Source organism: Aquihabitans sp. G128, assembly GCF_019048865.1.
Taxonomy (GTDB): domain Bacteria; phylum Actinomycetota; class Acidimicrobiia; order Acidimicrobiales; family Iamiaceae; genus Aquihabitans.
Genome location: NZ_CP077604.1, coordinates 762,162 through 784,425 on the forward strand (window position 1 = coordinate 762,162; position 22,264 = coordinate 784,425).

20 protein-coding genes and 4 pseudogenes are annotated in these 22,264 nt (G+C 73.1%); 12 read left to right on the plus strand and 12 right to left on the minus strand.

Translation table 11 applies throughout. The features are described 5' to 3' along the window. Window positions 1-42: 42 nt before the first annotated feature. The 11 genes and pseudogenes from KSP35_RS03535 to KSP35_RS03580 all read right to left on the minus strand — a co-directional run bounded on the left by KSP35_RS03535 (window position 43) and on the right by KSP35_RS03580 (window position 10,121). A complete protein-coding gene (locus tag KSP35_RS03535; RefSeq protein WP_216998980.1) occupies window positions 43-1,326 on the minus strand; it encodes a hypothetical protein in 1,284 nt (427 codons plus the stop codon). Next, the gene (locus KSP35_RS03540; RefSeq protein ID WP_216998981.1) at window positions 1,326-1,748 is read right to left on the minus strand and encodes a carboxymuconolactone decarboxylase family protein; all 423 of its coding nucleotides are present in this window, start codon (window positions 1,746-1,748) and stop codon (window positions 1,326-1,328) included. Before KSP35_RS03540 ends, KSP35_RS03535 begins: the two co-directional genes overlap by 1 nt. A gap of 125 nt (window positions 1,749-1,873) precedes the next feature. After that, complete coding sequence (locus KSP35_RS03545; protein ID WP_254126969.1) at window positions 1,874-2,596, minus strand: NAD(P)-dependent oxidoreductase; 723 nt, start codon at window positions 2,594-2,596, stop codon at window positions 1,874-1,876. Between the two features lie 355 nt (window positions 2,597-2,951). Continuing rightward, window positions 2,952-3,704, minus strand: coding sequence for an SDR family oxidoreductase (locus KSP35_RS03550; RefSeq protein WP_216998982.1), 753 nt, complete (start codon window positions 3,702-3,704; stop codon window positions 2,952-2,954). Window positions 3,705-3,799: 95 nt separating this feature from the next. After that, window positions 3,800-5,269 carry an aldehyde dehydrogenase gene (locus tag KSP35_RS03555; protein WP_254126970.1) on the minus strand — a complete coding sequence of 490 codons (1,470 nt, stop codon included), beginning with the start codon at window positions 5,267-5,269 and terminating at the stop codon, window positions 3,800-3,802. After that, window positions 5,266-5,832 carry a nuclear transport factor 2 family protein gene (locus tag KSP35_RS03560; RefSeq protein ID WP_216998983.1) on the minus strand — a complete coding sequence of 189 codons (567 nt, stop codon included), beginning with the start codon at window positions 5,830-5,832 and terminating at the stop codon, window positions 5,266-5,268. Before KSP35_RS03560 ends, KSP35_RS03555 begins: the two co-directional genes overlap by 4 nt. Continuing rightward, window positions 5,832-6,032, minus strand: coding sequence for a ferredoxin (locus KSP35_RS25525; RefSeq protein ID WP_371748952.1), 201 nt, complete (start codon window positions 6,030-6,032; stop codon window positions 5,832-5,834). Before KSP35_RS25525 ends, KSP35_RS03560 begins: the two co-directional genes overlap by 1 nt. A gap of 120 nt (window positions 6,033-6,152) precedes the next feature. Continuing rightward, window positions 6,153-7,532, minus strand: a pseudogene (locus KSP35_RS03565) (cytochrome P450); the annotation flags it as partial. Further along, the gene (locus KSP35_RS03570) at window positions 7,529-8,320 is read right to left on the minus strand and encodes an SDR family oxidoreductase (RefSeq protein ID WP_216998985.1); all 792 of its coding nucleotides are present in this window, start codon (window positions 8,318-8,320) and stop codon (window positions 7,529-7,531) included. The pseudogene KSP35_RS03565 and the gene KSP35_RS03570, both read right to left, overlap by 4 nt. Continuing rightward, the gene (locus KSP35_RS03575; protein WP_216998986.1) at window positions 8,320-9,531 is read right to left on the minus strand and encodes a cytochrome P450; all 1,212 of its coding nucleotides are present in this window, start codon (window positions 9,529-9,531) and stop codon (window positions 8,320-8,322) included. The genes KSP35_RS03570 and KSP35_RS03575 overlap by 1 nt, the downstream gene beginning before the upstream one ends. Next, window positions 9,528-10,121: a TetR/AcrR family transcriptional regulator gene (locus tag KSP35_RS03580; protein WP_216998988.1), complete on the minus strand. Its 594-nt coding sequence runs from the start codon at window positions 10,119-10,121 to the stop codon at window positions 9,528-9,530. The genes KSP35_RS03575 and KSP35_RS03580 overlap by 4 nt, the downstream gene beginning before the upstream one ends. Before the next feature lie 99 nt (window positions 10,122-10,220). On the opposite strand from KSP35_RS03580, the gene KSP35_RS03585 reads away from it, so the two are divergent. The 5 genes from KSP35_RS03585 (at window position 10,221) to KSP35_RS03605 (ending at window position 15,419) form a co-directional block, all read left to right on the plus strand. Then, on the plus strand, window positions 10,221-11,921 hold the full coding sequence (locus tag KSP35_RS03585) for an FAD-dependent oxidoreductase (RefSeq protein WP_216998990.1): 1,701 nt from the start codon (window positions 10,221-10,223) through the stop codon (window positions 11,919-11,921). 110 nt (window positions 11,922-12,031) lie between these two features. Beyond that, window positions 12,032-12,403 carry a hypothetical protein gene (locus tag KSP35_RS03590; protein WP_216998992.1) on the plus strand — a complete coding sequence of 124 codons (372 nt, stop codon included), beginning with the start codon at window positions 12,032-12,034 and terminating at the stop codon, window positions 12,401-12,403. 64 nt (window positions 12,404-12,467) lie between these two features. Next, window positions 12,468-13,511 carry an N-acetyl-gamma-glutamyl-phosphate reductase gene (argC, locus tag KSP35_RS03595; RefSeq protein ID WP_216998994.1) on the plus strand — a complete coding sequence of 348 codons (1,044 nt, stop codon included), beginning with the start codon at window positions 12,468-12,470 and terminating at the stop codon, window positions 13,509-13,511. A gap of 31 nt (window positions 13,512-13,542) precedes the next feature. Then, complete coding sequence (gene argJ, locus KSP35_RS03600; RefSeq protein WP_216998995.1) at window positions 13,543-14,712, plus strand: bifunctional glutamate N-acetyltransferase/amino-acid acetyltransferase ArgJ; 1,170 nt, start codon at window positions 13,543-13,545, stop codon at window positions 14,710-14,712. Between the two features lie 296 nt (window positions 14,713-15,008). After that, entirely contained in the window at window positions 15,009-15,419 is a 411-nt protein-coding gene (locus KSP35_RS03605) for a GNAT family N-acetyltransferase (protein ID WP_216998997.1), read from the plus strand. Between the two features lie 18 nt (window positions 15,420-15,437). Here the strand turns inward: KSP35_RS03605 and KSP35_RS03610 are convergent. Further along, a pseudogene (locus KSP35_RS03610) lies at window positions 15,438-15,563 on the minus strand (TrmH family RNA methyltransferase); the annotation flags it as partial. 56 nt (window positions 15,564-15,619) lie between these two features. Between KSP35_RS03610 and argB the strand changes: the two are divergent. From argB to KSP35_RS03645, 7 genes and pseudogenes are all read left to right on the plus strand, one after another. Next, a complete protein-coding gene (gene argB / locus KSP35_RS03615; RefSeq protein WP_216999001.1) occupies window positions 15,620-16,528 on the plus strand; it encodes an acetylglutamate kinase in 909 nt (302 codons plus the stop codon). A gap of 35 nt (window positions 16,529-16,563) precedes the next feature. After that, the gene (locus tag KSP35_RS03620; RefSeq protein ID WP_371748953.1) at window positions 16,564-17,760 is read left to right on the plus strand and encodes an acetylornithine transaminase; all 1,197 of its coding nucleotides are present in this window, start codon (window positions 16,564-16,566) and stop codon (window positions 17,758-17,760) included. Further along, entirely contained in the window at window positions 17,757-18,668 is a 912-nt protein-coding gene (argF, locus tag KSP35_RS03625; RefSeq protein WP_216999003.1) for an ornithine carbamoyltransferase, read from the plus strand. The genes KSP35_RS03620 and argF overlap by 4 nt, the downstream gene beginning before the upstream one ends. After that, a complete protein-coding gene (gene argR / locus KSP35_RS03630) occupies window positions 18,665-19,165 on the plus strand; it encodes an arginine repressor (protein WP_254126972.1) in 501 nt (166 codons plus the stop codon). The genes argF and argR overlap by 4 nt, the downstream gene beginning before the upstream one ends. Before the next feature lie 51 nt (window positions 19,166-19,216). Next, a pseudogene (locus tag KSP35_RS25530) lies at window positions 19,217-20,420 on the plus strand (argininosuccinate synthase). 107 nt (window positions 20,421-20,527) lie between these two features. Beyond that, a pseudogene (argH, locus tag KSP35_RS25535) lies at window positions 20,528-21,841 on the plus strand (argininosuccinate lyase); the annotation flags it as partial. 1 nt (window position 21,842) lies between these two features. Beyond that, the gene (locus KSP35_RS03645; protein ID WP_216999007.1) at window positions 21,843-22,256 is read left to right on the plus strand and encodes a thioesterase family protein; all 414 of its coding nucleotides are present in this window, start codon (window positions 21,843-21,845) and stop codon (window positions 22,254-22,256) included. Window positions 22,257-22,264 lie beyond the last annotated feature (8 nt).

The window sequence follows — 22,264 nt, forward strand, 5'->3', positions numbered from 1 at the left end:
CCGGGCGTGCCCGGTGGCCGGTCGGGCCCTCCGCAGCCGGGCTCAGCGACGGCGCTCGAAGTGGAAGTCCACGCCGGTCGAGAACTCGGTGAGGGTGACCTCGTCGGCCTGGCGGGCCGGCTCGCCGTCGGGGTCCAGGCGGATGGACCACGTCGCGGCGGCGCCCTCGAGGGGGTCCCGTCGCTCGACGCGGGCCAGCGGAGCGAGGCACTGCACGGCCGATCGGACGCCGGCGTCGTCGCCGTCGACGAGGATCGCCGGCCACGTGAGGCCGTCGTCCTCGGTGGTGGCGGGGGAGGGGGCCAGCGACACCAGCAGCTCCTGGCCCACCCGGTCGAGGCGGAGGTCGACGTAGGCCCGGGGCAGGAACATCGGGTGCAGGGCCAGCACGGCGGCGACGCCGTCGAGGTCCGGCTCGACGGCGAGCAGGGCACCGAGGCGCTTGGCGGTGACGCCGGCGATGCCCGACAGCTGCTTGCCGCCGATGGCCACCGCCTCGCTGCCGTCGGCCCGCTCGGCCACGTGGAGCAGGAAGCCCCGCGAGAGCAGGTGGCCCTGCAGGCACACCTCGTCCATGATCGCCGAGAGGGTGGCCGAGGAGAACCGCTCCATCACCAGGTCCTGGTCCAGCGGGCCCGAGTAGTCGGCCCAGCCGTCGTCGGTGGGCAGGCCGTCGGTGGCACCGGCCAGGGGCAGCTGCGCGGCCGCCGAGTGCGACAGCTGCTCGGCCTGCACGGGGAACGGGAGCGGCTCGGCGTCGGGGACCACGGTGACCGTCCACGCGCAGTGCGGGGCGCGGTCGGCGGGGACGCGGGGCGGGCGGTGGATGGGCCGGACCTGGGCCCGGGCGTTGGTGGCCATGGCGGTGGCGTCGAAGGTGGGGTCCTCGATGTCGTGGCACATGGCCCGGACGTAGTCGTCGCCCATGGGCTCGACGTCCATCAGGGCGCCGCAGTGGTCGAGCCAGAACTCGCCGTGGTCGTCGTCGTGGACCACGTAGCGGAAGTCCATGAACTCCGGTGGGGCGCCCACGTCGAGCTGCATCCCCTTGAAGATGGTCTCGACCCGCTCGCTCTCGAAGCCCAGCAGGCGCTGCATGCGCTTGGTGTAGATCGGGCTGGCGGCCATCCACTCGTCGATGGCGATGGCGGCCATGCCGTCTCGGCCGAAGCGCCCGATGAGGTGGGGCATCCCCGACCGGTCGATGAGGTGGCCGGCGAGCAGCAGCTCGCGAGCCAGCTCGGCCAGCTCGTCGTGGGAGCGGCCGACGTAGGGCGACGGCGCGGCGGTCGGGCCGCCGGTGGGGCTGGTCGTGGTCGGCGCCATCAGTCGACCGGCCCAGCGTCGGTGTCGGCCTCGACCGCCGCGGCCTTGGCGGCCGCCTTGGCCGCTGCCTTCTCGTGGCGGGCGATGAGGTTCTCGACCTCGGTGTTGAGCTTGGCGGCCCGGGGCCAGCCGGCGTAGTGGGCCAGGAACACCACCAGCGTGCGGAGGTCCTCGGCGTCGAGCTCCCCGAGGTCCATGGCGGCGGACAGCTGCAGCGCCGCCACGTCCTCCAGCCCCCCGCCGGCGGCCAGGCCGATGAGCACCAGCCGACGGTCGCGCACCGACAGCTTGCCCTCGGCCCACACCTCGCCGAAGAGGTGGTCCACGGTCTGCACCTCGAAGGGCTTGGTCGGCTCGAAGTCCCACCCGTACACCTGGCGCATCAGCGCCTTGCCCCGGTCCCGCACGTCGTCATCGCTCATGGTTCGCTCCTCGTGGCCGCCCCCACCACCGAACTCGTCGCAGTTGGCCGACGCATCGGTCGACAACTGCGACAAGTTCGTGGGGTGGAGGGGCGGGTGGTCCGGTTCGTCGGGCTCTTGGGGGATCAGGTCGGGGGGATCTGGTGGGGGACGCCGAGGGCGGCCCCGAGCTGCTCGAGGGCCAGGCGGGCGACGGGGAGGTCGACGCCGAGGTCCTGGCCGAGGGACAGGGCGAGCTGGAGGTCCTTCTCGCCGAGGCCCCGGGTGTGCACGAAGACGTCGTGCAGGCCGTCGGTGGGGTCGAGGGCGGCGGCGCTGGTGCGCAGCATGACCGAGCCGGGACCGCCGGTGACCTGGTCGGAGTGGCGGACCACCTTGCCCAGCAGCGCCAGGTCGACCCCGGCGGCGTCGGCCAGGGCGAGGGCTTCGCCCACCGCGGCGAACGCCGCGAACGTGATGAGGTTGCGGGCCAGCTTGGCCCGGGTGCCGGCGCCGACGGGGCCGAGGTGGGCCACCAGGCTGGCGAACGAGGCGAACGGCTCTCGGACCAGCTCGACCGCTTCGTCGCTGCCGCCGACCATGAGGGCGAGGGTGCCGCTGGCGGCGCCCATGCCACCCCCGGAGACGGGGGCGTCGATCAGGTGCACGTCGTGCTCGGCCGCCAGTGCGGCCAGGCGAGCCGGGGTGTCGGCCTCGACGGTGGAGTGCACGGCGACCACGGTCCCGGGCCGGGCGGTCGACAGGATGCCGTCGGTGCCGGTGAGCACCTCGGTGACCTGGGCGTCGTCGCGGACCATGATCGAGATCACCGTGGCCCGCTCGGCCACCTCGGCCGGCGTGGCGGCCACGTGGACCCCCCCGCTCGCCGAACGATCGGGTGGCATCCGGGTTGGCGTCGCACACGGTCAGCCCGCCCGCCCACCCCGTCAACCGCCGCGCCATCGGCTTCCCGATCTGCCCCAACCCGATGAACCCGACCGCCGCGCTCTGCTGGGTCACGAGCCCGCTCCCTGCAGCTCGAGGCGCTGGGGTTCGGGGTTCCGAGCGAAGCGAGCCCGGGGGGGTGTGGGGGGCAGAGCTTGCGGAGCCCCCCCACGACCTGGAGGGCCGGCTCCGCCGGACCTCCAGCGAGGGCGTCGGCCGTCAGGCCGTCCACCAACTCGAGGAACGGAGGGAGCGCAGCGACCGAGTGACGAGACCGGTTCACCGGAACACCTGGCCGCCGTCGACGTTGAAGATCTGGCCGGTGACCCAGGAGGCTTCGTCGGAGAGGAGGAAGAGGCACATGCCGACCATGTCTTCGGGCTGGCCGGGCCGCTTCAGGGCGAGGTCCTTGACGAGGGACTTGATCATGCCCTCGCCGACCTGGTTGCGGGTGGCGGCGGTGTCGGTGGGACCGGGGGCGATGGCGTTGATGCGGATGTTGCGGCCGCCGAGCTCGTGGGCGAGCTGCTGGGTGAGGCCGTTCACCCCGACCTTGGCCAGGCCGTAGAAGCCGGAGTAGAGCCAGGCCGCGGTGGACGACTGGTTGACGATGGAGCCGCCGCCCCGAGCCGTGAGGTGCTCGAAGCAGGCCCGGGTGCACAGCAGGGCGCCGTCCATGTTCACGCCCATGAACTTCCGGTAGTAGTCCCAGTCGACGGTGAGGAGCAGGTCGAACTCCATCCCCCCGTAGATGGCGGCGTTGTTGACCAGGTGGTCGATGCCGCCGAAGTGCTCGACGGTGGCCTCGGCCATGGCCTTGGTCGACTCGACCGACCCGACGTCGACCTTGACGAACATCGCCTCGCCGCCGCCGGCCTCGCTGATGGAGGCGGCGGTGGCCTCGCCCTTGGCCTCGTCGAGGTCGGCGATGACCACGTTGGCCCCCTCGGCGGCGAGCGCCCGGGCGTAGGCCTCCCCGATGCCGCCGGCGGCCCCGGTGACGATGGCCACCTTGTCGTCGAAGCGTCCCATGTGCGTGTCCCCTTGCGTCGTGATCGGTGTGGAGGTGCGAACCGGGCGGAGATCTCGGGGCCAGGGCCCCGTCGATCCCGCCTGGTTCGGGGTTGTCAGAGGCCGACGGCGACGGACTTGGCTTCGAGGTACTCCTCGAAGCCGAGCACGCCGGACTCGCGGCCGATGCCGGACGCCTTGTAGCCGCCGAACGGCACGTCGCCGCCGTACCAGACGCCGCCGTTGACGCCCATGGTCCCGGTGCGGACCTTGCGGGCCACGGCCCAGGCCCGGTCCACGTCGCCGCTCTGCACGGCGCCGGAGAGCCCGTAGGGCGAGTCGTTGGCGATGCGGACCGCGTCGTCGTCGCCGTCGTGGGGGAGGATCACCAGCACCGGGCCGAAGATCTCCTCCTGGGCCACCCGCGAGGAGTTGTCGAGCCCGGTGATCAGGGTGGGCTCGATGAAGAAGCCCTTGTCCCGATCGGCGGGGCGGCCGCCGCCGGTGGCGAACGAGCCGCCCTCCTCCTGGGCGAGGCGCAGGTAGCCCTCGATGCGGTCGCGCTGGCGGGCCGAGATGACGGGTCCGCACACCGTGCCGCTGTCCTGCGGATCCCCGGCGGCGAGCATCGACATGGTGGCGGCGGTGGCTTCCACGGCCTCGTCGTACTGCGCCCGGGGCACGAGCAGTCGCGTCGTGATGGCGCAGCCCTGGCCGGCGTGGGTGCACGCCGTGAACGCCGCGAGGCCGGCAGCGCCGGCGAGGTCGGCGTCGTCGAGCACGATGAACGCCGACTTGCCGCCCAGCTCGAGGAACACCTTCTTGAGCGTCTCGGCGGCCGAGGCCATGACCTTGCGGCCGGTGGCGGTGGAGCCGGTGAAGGACACGAGGTCGACGCGGGGATCGGTGGACAGCTGGGCGCCGATGGCGTGGTCCGAGCTGTTCACCACGTTGAACACGCCGGGTGGGAGGTCGGTCTCCTCCGCGGCGATCCGGGCCAGGGCGGCCGCGATCCAGGGCGTGTCGGGCGGCGGCTTCAGCACCACCGTGCACCCCGAGGCCAGGGCGGGGCCGACCTTGGCCAGGTTGATCTGGTTGGGGAAGTTCCACGGCGTGATGGCGCCGACGACCCCGGTGGCCTCGCGGAGCAGGTACCGGTGGCTGGGCACGCCGGCGGGCTTGGCCGCGCCGAGGTCGGTCTGCCACTCGTAGGACTCGGCCAGGTCGGCCACGTAGCCGAGGTCCGCGATCGGCGCCTCCAGCTGGGCGAACGTGGTGAGGAACCGCGGCGCCCCCACCTCGGCGATGGTGAGCTCGCGCAGCTCCTCGACGTGGGCGGTGAGGCCGGCCTGCAGCTGGCGGAGGCACCGGGCCCGGAACGCGGGGTCGGTCGACCAGTCGGTGGTGTCGAAGGCCCGACGAGCTGCGCCGATGGCGGCGTCCAGGTCGGCGCCCGTGCCGTCGGCGGCGGCGCCCAGCACCTCCTCGGTGGCCGGGTTCAGCGTCTCGAACGTGCCACCGCCGCTGGCGGGGACGAGCTTGCCGTCGATCAGGTTGACGTCGAGGCCGTCGGTGAAGCTGCTCACGAGGCCGGCCCGTCCCAGAGGCCGACGGGCGTGTCGGCGAGCAGGTAGTGGCCGGGGAGCTGGCCGGGCTTGAGCGAGCGGTTCATGCGCTCGGTCATGCCCTCGGACAGCTTGCCGTCGGTGATCATCTCCAGGAAGACCGCTGCGGCGTTGCCGTAGTCGAACCAGTCGCGCTGCCAGCTCCACTGGAAGTTCCCGCCGTAGCGGAACCAGCTGCCGCCGATGCCGGCGACCTCGTAGTGGGTGCCGTCCTCGCGCACCGCGTCGGCCACCTGGCGCCAGAAGCCGATGACGTGGCCCTGCACCTCGTCGATGATGACCTCTTGGTACGGGTACTCCCACCCGCCCAGCCCGCCCATCTCCAGGCCGAGGGCGATGTCGCGGATCTCGTCGCGGCCCACGGCCATGAAGTTCTCCTTCGGCCCGTAGTTCCAGCCGTAGGTGGCGTCCTCGGTGTAGAGGTCGGCGAGCGGCGCCCAGTCGCCGGCGACCTCCACGTCGCGGTTCGCCTGCAGCCAGCGCTGCACCATCTCTTCGAGCTCGGCACGGGGGTAGGCGGGCATCAGTTCGTTCCTTCGTCGGTCTCGTCCACGATGGACAGGGCATGGGTGGGGCAGAACGTGACGGCGGCCTCGGCGGCCGCCCGGGCATCGTCGGGCGGGCGCTGGTCGAGGATCGTGAGGTCGCCGTGCTTGGTCACCGAGAACAGGTCCGGCGCCTCGCCCTCGCACACGGCGTGGCCCTGGCACAGGTCCCGGTCCACCGCGATGCGCCAGCCCGCGGTGCGGGTCTGGGCGGGGTGGGCGACCTCGCCAGCGGCCTCGGTGCGGAGGTCGTCGTCGCCGCCCGCAGCACCGGCGGCGACCGGGCCGCCGTCGGCGTCGCGCCGGCGGTAGGTGGCGAGGCAGGGCTGGGCGAGCTGCACGACCATCTTCGAGTGGTCGTTGCGGTAGCTGTCGAGCGGCTGGGCGGCCTCGATGGTCCAGTCCTTGAGCAGCACCGAGAAGATGGCCTTGAGCTGCATCATGGCGAACTGGGCACCCACGCAGCGGTGGCGGCCGGCGCCGAACGGGATCCAGTTCCAGGGGTTGGCGGCGTCGGCCGCTGGGTCCTCGGCGTAGCGGCCCGGGCGGAAGGCGTCGGGATCGTCGAAGGCCTCGGGGAGTCGGTTCGAGATGGCGGGGGAGGCCCCGACCATCTTCCCGGCCTCGATGTGGCGACCGCCGACGTCGAGGTCGATGTTGGCCACCCGGAGCAGCAGGATCAGCGGGGGGTGGAGGCGCAGCGCCTCCTTGATGGCGCCCTCGAGGCGGGGCATCGAGCGCAGCGCCTGGTAGCTGACCTCGGCGCCGTCGGCGTAGAGCTCGTCGAGCTCGGCCACCACCGCCGCCATCTCCTCGGGGTGGCGGAGCAGCTCGATGAGCGTCCAGGCCGCGGTGCCCGAGGTGGTGTGGTGCCCGGCGAACATCATCGAGATGAACATGCCGGTGACCATGTCGGCGTCGAACCGGGGGTCGCCGTCGTCGCCGGCGATCGACATGAGCACGTCGAGGAGGTCGCGGTCCTCCCGCTCGACGGGCGTGGCGTCGGCGCGACGCTCGTCCATGATCGCCTGGATCAGGGCGACGAGGCCCACGCGGGCCTCGTCCCGGGCGCGGAAGCTGGGGATGTCGGCGTAGGCGTCGACGAAGGCCAGGGCGTCGGTGCCCTGCTCGAGGGCGTGGTAGAGGTGACCGAAGCGCTGGTCGAGCTGCAGGCGGAACTTGCGGCCGATGAGGCAGGTGCTCGACGTGTAGATCGTGAGCTCGCTGAACCAGTCGAGGAGGTCGATCTCGCCCGAGCCGGCGGCCTCCCACGAGGCCACCATCTCCTCCACCTCGTTCTGGATGGTGGCGGCGTGGCCCCGCATCATCTTGTCCCGCAGCGCCATGTTGTGGAGCTGCTCGCGGCGCTGCTCCGGGGTGGCGTCGAACACCACGCCCTCGCCGAAGATCGGCGTCATGAACGGGTACGCGGCGGCCTGGTCCAGGTCTTCGTCCTTGGCCCGGAAGAACACCTCGTTGGCCTCGGCCCCGGTCAGCAGCACGACGTCCTTGTCGGCCAGGCGGAACTGGCCGACGTCGCCGCACTCGTCGCGCACGCGCTGCATGAGGCCGATGGGGTCGGTGCGGAGCTCCTCGAGGTGGCCGGTCCCGCCGTGGTCGCCCGACACCTTCGGCGGGTCGGGGAACGGGCTGGTCTGCGGTTCGTCGGTGATGGTCAACGGTGGCTCCGGTTCGGGGTGACGGGGGCTTCGGGCTGGACCTCGACCAGGGTGAGGTGGGTGCCCTTGGGGGCCGAGACCATGGCGACGATGGCGGCGGCGACGTTCTGGGGGAGGAGGGCGCCGTTGTGGCGCAGGTGGCCCCAGCGCTCCCAGGTCGGGATGATGTGGAGCACCGTCTCCTCGCTCCAGTCGGTGCCCTGCTCGGTGCTGGACGGGCCGGGGCGGACCATGCCGCAGCGCACGCCGGTGCCCTCGAGCTCCATCTGCATGGCGCGGGCCAGGCCCTCGAGGCCGGCCTTGGCCGCCACGTAGGACGCCATGTGGGTCCGCGGCCGGACCACCACGTCGGAGGTGACGAACACCAGGTCGCCGTGGCCCCGCTCCACCATGGCCGGGCCGAGCCGGGCGGCCAGGCGCTGGGTGCCGAGCAGGTTCACGTGGACGTTGCGGGCGAAGTCGTCGGGGTCGTCGGCCAGCGCGGTGGCCGAGGCGATCTGGCCGGCGTTGGCCACCACCACGTCGAGCGGCCCGAGCGCGTCGCCGGCTGCGGCCGCGCAGCGGTCGATCGACGCCGGGTCGGCGAGGTCGAGGGGGAGGGCGACGGCCTCGCCGCCGTCGGCCACCAGCTCGGCGGCGAGGGCGTCGAGCCGGTCGGTGCGGCGGGCCGTCAGCACCACCGGGTGGCCGAGCGCCGAGAGGGCGCGGGCCGTGGCGGCGCCGATGCCCGACGAGGCGCCGGTGACCAGGGCGGGCCGGCGATCGGGGTGGGGGTCGTAGCGGGGCATCAGCGGCGCGTGACCGAGGTCGGGAGGGTCTCGAAGCCCCGCACGTTCACCGAGTGGACCCGCTTGGTGCCGGCAGGGTCGATCTCGTAGGCGCTCACCCGCGCCACCAGCTCCTCCAGCACGATCCGGGCCTCCATGCGGGCGAGGGAGGCGCCCAGGCAGAAGTGGCGCCCGACGCCGAAGCTGGCGATGCCGACGCTCTCGCGATCTCGGTCCAGGTCGAACCGGTCGGGGTCGGCGAAGGCCCGCTCGTCCCGGTTGGCCGAGCCGGCCAGGAGCAGGACGCGGTCGCCCTCGGGGATGGTCTGGCCGTAGTACTCGACGTCGCCCAGCGTCACCCGGGCCAACATCTGGCTCGAGGTGTCGTAGCGCAGCGTCTCCTCCACCCAGTCGGGGATGCGGGCCGGGTCGTCCCAGACCTTGGCCCGCTCGGCGGGGTTCTGCGCCGCCCAGTACCAGGCGTGGGCGAGCAGCTTCGTGGTGGTCTCGTTGCCCGCCACCACCATCAGGAACAGGAAGCTGGTGATCTCGTCGTCGGTGAGCCGGTCGCCGTCGACCTCGGCGGCGCACAGGGCCGACACCAGGTCGTCGCCGGGGTGGGCCCGGCGGTCGGCGATGAGGTCGGCGTAGTAGATCACCAGGGCGAAGGCGGCCTCGACCCCGGCGGGGGGCACGTCGGTGACGCCCTCCTCCCGGTGGATCAGCAGGTCGCTCTGCCGGCGCAGCATGGCCCGGTCGGCCTCGGGCACGCCGAGCAGCTCGGAGATGACGTCCATGGGCACGATGCCGGCCAGGTCGGCCACGAAGTCGAAGTCGCCCTCGGCCAGCGCGGCCTCGAGGTGGCGGACGGTGAGCGCCCGGATGTTCTCCTCCATGCCGGCCACCCGGCGGGGCGTGAAGCCCCGTGAGACCAGGCCCCGCATGCGGGGGTGCTGGGGGGCGTCCATGGCCAGGAACGACATGGTCTTGTGGGCGTGGGGCCCCGAGGCGGCGGGGTCGATCGACACGCCCTCGGCGTTGGAGAACCGCTCGTTGTCGCGGAACGCGGCCAGCACGTCGCCGTGGCGGGACAGGGCCCAGAAGCCCCGCTCCTCGTTGCGGTAGAGCGGCGCCTCGGCCCGCATCCGGGCGTAGGTGGGGTACGGGTCCTCGTGGATCTCGTAGGCGTACGGGTCGTACACGAGCGGGGTCGAGGTGTCGACGGCGGTCATCGGGGGTCCTTCAGGACGAGGGCGGACACCTGGGCCAGCAGGTCGGGGATGGCGCCGTAGGCCAGGTGGCCGGTGCCCACCTGGAGCAGCGCGCCGGAGATGGCCAGCTCGAGCGTGCTGATCGCGGCGGCCGAGGCATCGTCACCGAGGGCCTCGGAGAGCCGCTGGTGCAGCAGGAGGCCGATGCGGCTCCGCAGCTCGCGGACCTCGGGGTCGTCGGCCAGCATGGCGACGGTGACCGCGGCGGCCACCTCGGTCTCGTCGGCCACCACGAGGGCGAAGCCGAGCAGCACGTCGGTGGCCCGGGCGGCGGGGGAGCGCCTCCGGTCGGTGGGCGGCACCTCCTGGGCCTCGAAGCGGCGCCAGAAGACCTCGGCCACGAGGTGCTCCTTGGAGCCGAAGTAGGTGTAGGCGGTGGCCGGGGCCACCCCGGCCCGCTTGGCCACCGTGCGCACCGTCAGCGCCGGGTAGCCGACCTCGATCAGCTCGACGACGGCGGCCTCGGTGAGCTTGTGCACCGTCTTGGCCTGCCGGTCCGACAGGTGCCGGCGGGTGGCGGCCGTCGGAAGTTGGACAGCGCTGCTGGACACGAGTCCAGGTTCTACGCCCGGCCCGCCGAGTTGTCAAGCACCTGACGCCTCGGGCACGGACGGGTGAGGACCGCCCGGGTCGCTCGGTAGCGTGCGCTGATGCGCGATCCCGCCGTCTTCGTCGTGGCCACGGACCCGGAGGGCGGCGCCGCGCTGCTGGCCGAGATGCAGAGCCGGTACGCGCGGGACTACGACCTGGTCCTCGCGTCCTCCACGGACGAGGCCGAGGCGCTGCTCGCCGAGCGGGCCGCCGCCGACGAGCCGGTGGCCATGGTGGTGGTGCGGGCCGACTGCGCCGATCCGGTCGCCCTGTGCAGCGCCATCCGCTCCACCGTGCCCACCGCCAAGCGGCTCGTGGTCCGTCCCACCTGGACCCGGACGGGACCGCTGGTCGAGGCGCTGGCCGCCGCCACCCTCACGGGCGTGGTCGACACGGTGCTGCTCCAGCCGAGCGACCGCCGCGACGAGGAGTTCCACAGCGCCATCTCGGAGTACCTGTCCGACTGGTTCACCGTGGCGGGCACGCCGCTGGTCCAAGCGCTGCGCATCGTGGCCGAGCCCGGCGACGCCCGGGCCGCCGAGCTGGTGCGCTGGTTCGACACCAGCATCATCGACGTGGGCTGGCTCAGTCCCGGCTCCGAGGAGGGTCGGGCGGTCCTCGACCGGGTCGAGGGGACGGTCGCGCTCCCGGTCGTGGAGCTCTTCCACACCGGCGCGGTGCTGGTGGACCCGTCGCCGGCCGACCTGTTCGACCTGCTCGGCCAGTCGGCCGACCTCAGCGAGACCTACGACCTCGCCGTGGTCGGCACCGGCCCGGCCGGCCTGGCGGCGGCCGTCTACGGCGGCTCGGAGGGCCTGCGCACCGTCATGCTCGAGATGCGCAACCCCGGTGGCCAGGCGGGCACCAGCTCGATGATCCGCAACTACCTCGGCTTCCCGCGAGGCATCTCCGGATCCCGCCTGGCGGTGCGGGGCCTGAACCAGGCCAACCGCTTCGGCGCCCGCCTGCACCGAGGCCGCAAGGTCCAGCACCTCGACGCCGGCGGGCCTGGCGTCCCGCACCGGCTGGTGCTCGAGGACGGCGGCGAGGTGCTCGCGCGGGCCGTCGTGCTGGCCACCGGCGCCACCTACCGGCGCCTCGGCGTCCCTGGGATCGAGGAGCTGGTGGGCAACGGCGTCACCTACGGCGCCCCGATGAGCGAAGCCCGGGGCATGGCGGGTCGCTACGCCGTGGTGGTCGGGGGCGGCAACTCCGCGGGCCAGGCCGCCATCCACCTCGCCCGGTTCGCCGAGATGGTGAAGATCGTGGTGCGCCGTCCCGACCTGAGCGCCACCATGTCGAGCTACCTCATCGACGAGATCGACGCCCATCCGCGGATCCGCCTGTTCACCGAGGCGCAGGTGGTCGACGGCGGCGGCGAAGGCCGCCTCGAGTGGGTCACCTACCGCCGCAACGACGTGGGGGAGGACGTGACGGCCCCCTGCGACGGCCTCTTCCTCATGCTCGGCGCCGAGCCCCAGACCAGCTGGCTGCCCGACGAAGTCTGCTGCGACGACAAGGGGTTCATCCTGACCGGCCCGGACGTGCCCGAGGACCGGCGCGTGGCCGGCCACGTCCCCGAGCACCTCGAGACCTGCCTGCCGGGCGTCTACGCCGTGGGCGACGCCCGCTCCGGCTCGGTCAAGCGGGTGGCGGCGGCCGCCGGCGAGGGTGCGGTCGTCGTCCCGTACGTGCACGCCCACCTCGAGGCCTCGGCCGGCGTGGTCGTGGGCGAGACCTCCCCGATGCCGGGCCGGTGAGCGGCCCGGGTGGTCGGCCTCGGGGTCGGCCGGGTCGATCGGGCCGGCCCAAGGGCCCGTCGGTCGGCGCCATCGGGACGGCGATGGTGGTGGGCCAGGCGAAGCGGGGCGTGACCGTGGAGCTGGGCGGCGCCGAGCTGCTCCTGGCCCGGTCGCGCTGGGGCGCAGCGGCCGACCAGATCGAGGCGATGGGCTACGGCGACGCGCTCACGGTCGAGGTGGTGGCCGATCCGGGCGGCGGGACGGGGCTGTCCCGGGTGGCGATCGAGCGCTCGGTCCGCCAGCCCCGGGCCATCGAGGGCGAGCTCCGCCGCGCCGGGCCGGACCTCGAGCTGGTCCCCGCCGACGGCTCGCCGCCCTTTACGGTCGTCCTGCTCGATCGGTTCGCCGTCGAGGCCGAGGCGCTCGCCGGCCGGTCGGGGTCCTGGGCCGTCGGGGCACCGCACCGCGCCGTGCGGTTCGTGGTGGCCGACGCGCGCTGATGGGCGCCGACGACCGTCGCTACTGATTGCATAGTCATGCACGTGGTCGTATAGGGTCACCCACATGGCAACACGGGTCGGCATCGTCGGGGCATCGGGGTTCACCGGGGCCGAGCTGCTGCGCCTGATCGCCGGGCACCCGGACCTCGAGGTGGTGGTCGCCACCGGCGACACCCAGGCCGGCAACGCGGTGGCGGCGCTGTACCCCAGCCTCGCCGGCGCCTACCCGGGCCTCACGTTCGCCGCCTACGGGCCCGGCCTCGCCGATGCCCACGACCTGGACCTGGTCTTCTGCGGCCTGCCCCACGGCACCTCGCAGGAGATCGTCCCGGGGCTGCTCGACGGGAACCGGATCGTCGTCGACCTGGGCGCCGACTTCCGCCTCAAGGACGCCGGGCTCTACCCCACCTGGTACGGGGTGGAGCACACCGTGCCGGAGCTGCTCGAGGAGAGCGTGTACGGCCTGCCCGAGCTGTTCCGGGAGGAGCTGCGCACGGCCAAGCTCATCGCCACGCCGGGCTGCTACGTCACCACCGCCACCCTGGCCCTGGCCCCGCTGCTGCGGGCCGGCCTCGTCGAGCCCACCGGGATCGTGGTCGACGCCGCCAGCGGCGTCTCCGGTGCCGGCCGGGCCCCCAAGCCCGGCAACGCCTTCAACACCGTCGACGAGAACTTCGTGGCCTACGGGATGCTCAGCCACCGGCACACGCCGGAGATCGAGCAGAACCTCACCCACGTCGCCGGTGACGACGTGCAGGTGCTGTTCACCCCGCACCTGGCCCCCATGAACCGGGGCATCCTGGCCACCTGCTACGCCCGGCCCACCCAGGCGGTGACCACCGAGTCGCTGCGCGAGGCGCTGCGGGCCGCCTACGCAGACGAGCCGTTCGTGGTGGTGCTCGACGAGCCGCCGTCCACCAAGGCCACCCTCGGCTCCCAGTCGGTGCACGTCACCGCCTACGCGGACGAGCGCACCGGCTGGGTCGTGGCCCTGGCGGCGCTCGACAACCTCACCAAGGGCGCCTCCGGCGGCGCCCTCCAGTCGGCCAACCTGGCCCTCGGCCTCCCCGAGGCCACCGGCCTCCCCATCGCCGGCCTCTACCCCTGATCCCGACCACGCGAAGAGAGCAGCACCAGACATGAGCGTCACCGCAGCGAAGGGCTTCGTGGCCGCCGGGATCCACTGCGGGGTCAAGCCCTCGGGCGACCTCGACCTGTCCCTGGTCGCCACCGCCGACGGCCGGCCGGTCAGCGCGGCAGCGGTGTTCACCGACAACAAGATGACCGCCGCACCCGTGCTCACCTCCGACGCCCACCTCGGCGCCACGCGGGGTCACGCCGCCGCGGTGATCCTCAACTCCGGCAACGCCAACGCCGCCACCGGCGGTCCGGGCCGGGCCGACGCCGAGGCCATGTGCGCCACCACCGCCACGGCGCTGGGCTGTGCGGCGAACGACGTGCTGGTCTGCTCCACCGGCCTCATCGGCATCCCCCTGCCCATCGACGTGATCCTGGCCGGCATCCCGCAGGTAGCCGCCGCTCGCTCCGCCGACGGCGCCGCCGAGGCCGCCCAGGCCATCTGCACCACCGACACCTACCGCAAGGAGGCCCTGGTCTCCGTCGGCGACACGGGTGCGGTGGTGGGGGGCATGGCGAAGGGGGCGGCCATGCTCAGCCCCAACATGGCCACCATGCTGGCCGTGCTCACCACCGACGCCGAGGTCGAGCCCGACGACCTCCGTGCCATGCTCCGCGCCGCCGTGGCCACCAGCTTCAACGTGCTGATGACCGGCGCGTGCCGCTCAACGAACGACACCGTGATCGTGCTGGCCAGCGGGGCGGCGGGCCCGGTCCCGCTCGAGGAGCTGGCGGCGGCCCTCGCCCAGGCGTGCGCCGAGCTGGCCGGCCAGATGGCGGGTGACGCCGAGGGGGCCACCAAGGTCGTGAAGTTCACCGTGTCGGGCGCAGCGTCCGACGCCGACGCCGAGGCCGGCGCTCGCCAGGTGGCCCGCAGTGCCCTGTGCAAGTGCTCGTGGTTCGGGCAGGACCCGTACTGGGGTCGCCTCGCCAGCGAGATCGGCAGCGCCGGCATCGCCTTCGACCAGGAGCGGGTGTCCTCGACCTACGGCGGCATCCGGGTGGCGGCCCGCGGCGTGTCGATCGCCCACGACGAAGCTGCGGTCGCCGCCCACATGGCCCAGCGCCACCTCGACATCGGCGTCGACCTCGGCCTCGGCACCGGCGCCTTCACCGTCCTCACCAACGACCTCACCCACGCCTACATCGACGAGAACACCGGCGGCAGCTGACCAGTTCACTGGCCCCCCGCCGAAGCGGTGGGGATCGCGGCCCGGTCCGGCCCTGATCGGCCACCAGCTCCACCCGCGCCCCAGAGGTGGTGGGGAACCGTGCCCGCTTCGGGTTGGGTCGCCACCCTGTCGAAGGAATGCGGGCGCTGCGTCTGCTTCGTCCGGTTCGAGCGAGCGCCGACGCCGAGCGCGAGGATCGCTCGCCGGCAACGCAGGAGGCAGGCGTGGAAGCAGATGGCAGCGATGCGGTTGCCGCCGGGGGCGTACGCCGGGCGAACGATGGCGACCGCCCGGCCATGGCCCGGCTCCGATGGGACTGGCGGATCGACGCGGGCGAGGTGCCACCGTCGACGCTGGCGGCGTTCACCGCCGACCTCGGCGATTGGCTCGACGACCACGCCGAGACCCACCTCGGCTTCGTGGCCGAGGTCGACGGTGAGGTCGTCGGCATCGCGTTCCTGGCCGTGGTCGAGCGGGTCCCGGGACCGGGCGTCTGGGATCGACGCTCGGGCTACGTCCAGAGCGTCTACGTCGACCCGGCCCACCGCGGCCACGGCCTCGGGCGGCGCCTGGTCGACGCCGTGGTCGGCGAGGCCGGGACCGGTGGGCTCCAGTACGTCTCGGTGCACCCGAGCGAGCGGTCGTTCCCGCTGTACGAGCGTGCGGGCTTCGTCCGCAACGGCCGCACCCTCCAGCTCCGCTTCTGACCGCAGGAAGCCTCGCGCTCAGGCCAGGCCGGCCAGGCGGTACGCCACGAGCGAGCCGGCCACCGCCACGTTCAGGGAGTGGCCGACGCCGAGCATCGGGATCTGCACGGCGACGTCGCAGAGCTCCATGGCTTCGTCCGACGGGCCTGGGGAGCGAACTCGATTGCATAGTCATGCACGGTGTCGAATACACTTGGCGCATGGCCGATGAGGAGCAGGTGAGCCCGGGGGAGCTGGCGTCGGTGGACCCGGCCACGCGCGCCGCCGTGCTGGTGGAGGCGCTGCCCTACATCCAGGCATTCGCCGACAAGGTCGTGGTGGTGAAGTTCGGCGGCAACGCCATGGTCGACGCCGCCCTGTCCCGCTCGTTCGCCGCCGACATCGTGCTGCTGCGGGCCATCGGCCTGAAGCCGGTGGTGGTGCACGGCGGCGGGCCCCAGATCGGCAAGGTGCTGGCCCAGCTCGGCGTCGAGACCGAGTTCCGCGACGGGCTGCGCGTCACCGATGCCGAGACCCTCGAGGTCGCCCGGATGGTGCTCACCGGCCAGGTGGGGGCCGACATCGTGTCGGCCATCAACCAGCACGACCTGGTGGCCGTCGGCCTCTCCGGTGAGGACGCAGGCCTCATCGTGGCCAGCCAGCGCAGCGAGGCGCTCGGCTACGTGGGCGACGTCGTCGACGTCAACCGCAAGATCGTCGACACGCTCCTGCGCGACGACTTCATCCCGGTGATCTCCACCATCGGTGCCGATGCGACCGGCCAGGCGTTCAACATCAACGCCGACTCCGCCGCCATCGCCATCGCCGAGGCGCTGAGCGCCGAGAAGCTGATCTACCTCACGGATGTCCCCGGGGTCCTCACCGACGTGAGCGACCCGCAGTCGCTGATCTCGCGCCTGTCGGCCAGCCGAGCCCGCCTGCTCATCGCCGACGGCGTGATCAACGGCGGGATGATCCCGAAGGTCCAGGCCTGCCTCGACGCCGTCGACGCCGGCGTCGGCTCGGCCCACATCCTCGACGGGCGCATCGCCCACGTCGCGCTGCTGGAGCTGCTGACCGACTCCGGCGTCGGCACCATGATCACCCGGACCGACGGGGCCGGCTCGTGAGCACCCAGGCCGGCTACGACGCCCACGGCACCGCCATGCACGCCCCCGGCGGGCTGGCCCGCTGCCCGATCATGCCCACCTACGGGCCGCCCCAGGTCCAGTTCGTCCGGGGCGCCGGGACCCGCCTCTGGGACGCCGACGGCAGGGAGTACCTCGACCTCCTCTCCGGCCTGGCCGTGACCTCGCTGGGCCACAGCCACCCGGCGGTCGCCGAGGCGCTGCACGCCCAGGCCCAGACCCTGCTGCACGTGTCGAACCTGTTCGGCACCGAGCCCGGGTGGGACGTGGCGGTCACCCTCGACCGCCTGCTCGGCGGCGGCGGCCAGGTCTTCTTCTGCAACTCCGGGGCCGAGGCCAACGAGGCCGCCCTCAAGCTGGCCCGCAAGTGGGGCGGCCGTGGCCGCCACGTCGTGGTCAGCGCGCTCGGCTCGTTCCACGGCCGGACCCTGGCCACGCTGCACGCCACCGGCCAGCCGGCCAAGCACGAGGCGTTCCAGCCGCTGCCCGAGGGCTTCCGGCACGTGGCCTGGGACGACCTCGAGGCGCTCGAGGCGGCCATCGACCCCACCGTCGCGGCGATCCTGCTGGAGCCGGTCCAGGGCGAGGGCGGCGTCAACCCGGCCACCGCCGAGTACTTCCAGGGCGTGCGCCGCCTGTGCGACGAGCGGGGCCTGCTCTTCATGGTCGACGAGGTGCAGACCGGCCTCGGTCGCACCGGCGAGTGGTTCGGCCACCAGCACTTCGGCGTGGTTCCCGACGTCGTGACCATGGCCAAGGCGCTCGGCAACGGCGTGCCCATCGGGGCGTGCTGGGCGAAGGCCGACGTCGCCGCCACGTTCGAGCCGGGCGACCACGCCACCACCTACGGCGGCCAGCCCCTCGCTGCGGCGGCGGCCAAGGCCGTGCTCGCGGTGATGGAGGCGGAGGACGTGCCCGCCCGGGCCACCAAGGCGGGCGCTGCGCTCAGCGCGGCGCTCGAAGCCATCCCCGGCGTCGCTGCGGTGCGCGGCCTGGGCCTGCTGCTCGCTGCCCAGCTCGACGACGGCATCGACGCCCGGGTGGTGGCGGCCGAGGCGCTGCAGGCCGGCCTGGTCGTCAACGCCGTCACGCCGAGCGCCCTGCGCCTGGCGCCCAGCCTGCTGATCTCCGACGCCGAGGTCGCCGAGGCCGCCCACCGCATCGCCCAGCTCCTGGCCGGCCACGCCGGGACCGTCCCCGAGGACCAGCCGTGACCCGCCACCTGCTCGACATCGACGACCTCTCCCACGAGGAGCTGCTGGCCGTCCTCGACCGCTGCGCCGACCCGGCGACGCCCCCGCAGGTGCTCGCCGGCAAGGGCGCGGCGCTGATCTTCGAGAAGCCATCGAACCGCACCCGCAACTCCACCGAGATGGCCGTGGTGCAGCTCGGTGGCCACCCGATCTACCTGAAGCCCGACGAGGTCGACATCGACGGCCGCGAGTCGGCCGAGGACGTGGCCCGCACCCTGGCCTGCTACCACTCGGTCATCGCCGCCCGGGTCTTCGACCACGGCGTGCTCCAGCGCATGGCCGGGGCGGTCGAGATCCCGATCGTCAACCTGCTGTCCGACCACAGCCACCCGCTGCAGGCCCTGGCCGACGTGCTCACCATGCGAGCCGAGTTCGAGGACCTGGCCGGGCGCACCGTCACCTGGGTCGGCGACTACTCGAACGTGGCTCGGTCCCTGGGGCTGGCGGCGTCGATGCTCGGCATGAAGGTCCGCTTCGCCTGCCCGCTGGGCTACGACCCGCCGGCGGCTGACCTCGTCCGGTTCGCCGAGCTGGGGGCCGACTGGGCCGAGGCCGACGTCGACCCCAAGGGCATGGTCGAAGGGGCCGACGTCGTCGTGACCGATGCCTGGTACTCGATGGGCCAGGAGGCCGAGAAGGCCGTGCGCAAGCCGATCTTCGAGCCGTACCGGGTCGACGCCGCCCTCATGTCGGTGGCGGCCGAGCACGCCATCTTCCTGCACTGCCTGCCCGCCCACCGGGGCGAGGAGGTCACCGACGAGGTCCTCGACGGGCCCCAGAGCCGGGTGTGGCCCGAAGCGGCGAACCGGCTGCCGGCGGCCCGGGGCGCCCTGGAGTGGCTGCTCACCGCCACCGTGAGGGAGGGGTGAGCGTGACCACCCGCAACGGCACCGAGCCCGGGCGGCTGGCCAAGAACCAGCGTCAACACCTCGTGGCCAAGCTGCTCGCCTCGCACCCCGTCGCCAGCCAGGAGCGCCTCGTCGGCCTGCTGGCCGACGAGGGCGTGGCCGCCACCCAGGCCACCGTCAGCCGCGACCTCGACGACCTCGGCGCCATCAAGGTCCGCTCGGCCGGCGGCGAGGCCGTCTACGCCATCCCCGAGCTGCCCAAGGACCAGCTGGCGCCGGTCGACCACCTGCGCCGCGTGTTCGGCGACTGGGTGGTGGAGGTGGCCCACTCGGCCAACCTGGTGGTGCTGCGAACCCCGCCGGGGACGGCCAACGTGGTCGGCTCGGCGCTCGATCGCTCCGGCCTCGCCGAGATCCTCGGCACCGTCGCCGGCGACGACACCCTGATGGTGGTGGTGGCCGAGGGCCACTCCGGCGCCGAGGTCGCCGACCACCTCCGTGAGCTCGCTGGTCTCTGACCAGAACCCCTAGACCTGCACACCGAAACCGTGAACGAAAGAGGAACGACTGTGGCGAAGCGCGTGGTACTGGCCTACTCCGGTGGTCTCGACACCTCCGTGGCCGTGCGCTGGATGATCGAGGAGCTGGGGGTCGAGGTCGTGGCCCTGGCCGTCGACGTCGGCCAGGCCAGCGACGACTGGGACGTGGTCCGCGACCGTGCCCGCGCCGCCGGTGCGGTCGATGCGATCGTCGTCGACGCCCGCAAGGAGTTCGCCGAGGACTTCGTCCTGCCGGCGCTCAAGGCCAACGCCATGTACGAGGGCCGCTACCCGCTGGTCTCGGCCCTGTCGCGGCCGGTCATCGTGAAGCACCTGGTGGAGGCCGCCCGCAAGAGCGGCGCCCAGGCGGTGGCCCACGGTTGCACCGGCAAGGGCAACGACCAGGTCCGCTTCGAGGTGTCCACCCGGGCCCTGGCCCCGGACCTCGAGGTGATCGCCCCGGTGCGGGGCTGGGGGATGACCCGCGAGGACTCCATCCACTACGCCTACGACCACGGCATCCCGATCCAGGCGACGAAGGAGAAGGTGTACTCCATCGACGACAACCTCTGGGGCCGGGCCATCGAGTGCGGCGAGATGGAGGACCCCTGGGCCGTGCCGCCCCAGGGCGTGTGGCTGCTCACCCAGCCCACCGAGACCGAGCCCCGCGACGTCGAGATCGGCTTCGAGCAGGGGATGCCCGTGTCCATCGACGGCGAGCGCCTCGGCATGCTCGAGGTGATCGAGAAGCTCAACACCATCGTCGGCTCCTACGGCTGGGGCCGCATCGACATGGTCGAGAACCGGCGCGTGGGCATCAAGAGCCGTGAGACCTACGAGTGCCCGGCCGCACTGGCGCTGATCATGGCCCACAAGGACCTCGAAGTCGATCTGCCTCGAGCGCGACCTCGACCGGGAGAAGGCGCGCATCGAGCCCCGCTACGCCGAGCTCATCTACGACGGCCTCTGGTTCAGCCCCCTGAAGGAGGCGTTCGACTCCTTCGTCGACAAGAGCCAGGAGTTCGTCACCGGCGAGGTCCGGCTGCGGCTCTCGCCCGGGTCGTGCGTGGTCACCGGTCGGCGCTCCGAGACCAGCCTCTACGACTACGAGCTGGCCACCTACGACGCGGCCGACTCGTTCCGCCACGAGGACTCCGCCGGTTTCGTCCGGCTGTGGGGCCTCGGCATCGAGACGTGGTCGGCCCGGCAGGCCTCCAAGCGGCCGAAGGGCTGAGCCGGGTGAGCGATCCCCGCGCCGAGGGGGCGACCGAGGGCAACACGCTGTGGCACGGCCGGTTCGCCGACGGGCCCAGCGAGGCCCTGCTCGCCTACACCGTCAGCCTCCCGTACGACCAGCGCCTCGCCCCGGACGACCTCGCCGGCTCGCGGGCCCACGTCCGCGGGCTGGTGCGGGGCGGGATCCTCGACGGCGACGAGGCCGCCGCGGTGCTCGGGGCCCTCGACACGGTGGAGGAGGAGCTGGCCGAGGGCCGGTTCCACTTCCTGCCGAGCGACGAGGACATCCACACCGCCGTCGAGCGGCGCGTCACCGAGCTGGCACCGGCAGGCGGCAAGATCCACACCGGTCGCAGCCGCAACGACCAGGTGGCCACCGACCTCCGCCTCTACACCAAGCGCGCACTCGGCCAGGTGGCCGCCGCGGTGCTGGGGCTGCAGGACGTGCTGCGGGCGCGGGCCGTGGAGGCCGACCAGGCCTACCTCCCCGGCTACACCCACCTGCAGCGGGCCCAGCCCGTACTGCTCGCGCACCACCTCCTCGCCCACGCCTGGGCGCTGGCCCGCGACGTCGACCGCCTCCTGGCCACGCGGGATCGGGCCGACGTCTCGCCGCTCGGCGCCGGCGCGCTGGCCGGCAGCTCGCTGCCGCTCGACCCGTCCGGCACCGCCGCCGACCTCGGCTTCGCCGCGGTGTTCGACAACTCGCTCGACGCGGTCAGCGACCGCGACTTCGTGGCCGAGTCCCTCTTCGACCTGGCCCTGCTCGGCATCCACCTCTCCCGCATGGGCGAGGAGGTGTGCCTCTGGGCGTCGGACGAGTTCGGCTTCCTGAAGCTCGACGACGCCTGGTCCACCGGCAGCTCGATGATGCCGCAGAAGAAGAACCCCGACATCGCCGAGCTGGCCCGGGGCAAGAGCGGTCGGCTCATCGGCCACCTCACGGGGCTGCTGACCACCCTCAAGGGCCTGCCGCTCACCTACAACCGCGACCTCCAGGAGGACAAGGAGCCCCTGTTCGACGCCGTCGACCAGGTGCTGCTCGCCCTGGAGGCCATGAGCGGCCTGCTCGCCACCTCGCGGTTCGCCACCGACGTCATGGCCACCGCGGCGGACTCGCCCTACGCCGTCGCGACCGACCTGGCCGAGCTGCTCGTGGAGCGGGGCCTCCCGTTCCGCGAGGCCCACGCCGTGGTGGGGGAGATCGTGCGGACGGCGCTCGACGGCGGGGGAGCGATGGTCGACCTCGTGGCCGCCCACCCCCAGCTGGGGCCCGAGGCCGCCGCCCTCCTGGCTCCCGGCGTGTCGGTCACCCGCCGCACCACCCGCGGCGGCGCCGGGCCGGCCGCGGTGGCCGAGCAGCTCGTGCGCTTCGACGCCCGGCTCGACGCCGATCGGGCGCGGGTCCACGGGAGCTGAGGTGGGCGACGACCCGGGATGGCCGCACCGCGAGCGGATCAAGGTCCGCTACCAGGAGGTCGACCTCCAGAACGTGGTCTTCAACGCCCACTACCTCGGCTACTGCGACATCGCCAGCGCGGCGTGGATGCACGAGGCCATCGGCTGGACGGGCACGAACGACGCGGTCGACTGGATGCTGGTGAAGGCCGTGGTCGAGTGGCAGGGGTCGGCCACGTTCGGCGACACGCTCGACCTCGACTGCGGCGTGGCCCGATGGGGCACCACCTCCTACGACGTCGCGTTCCGGGGCACGGTCGACGGGCGACCCACCTTCACGGCCACCATCACCTACGTCACCATCGAGCCCGGCACGAAGCGGCCCACCCCGGTGCCCGCCGCCATGCGCGACGCGCTCGGCGCCGCGCCGGGCTGAGGCCGCCG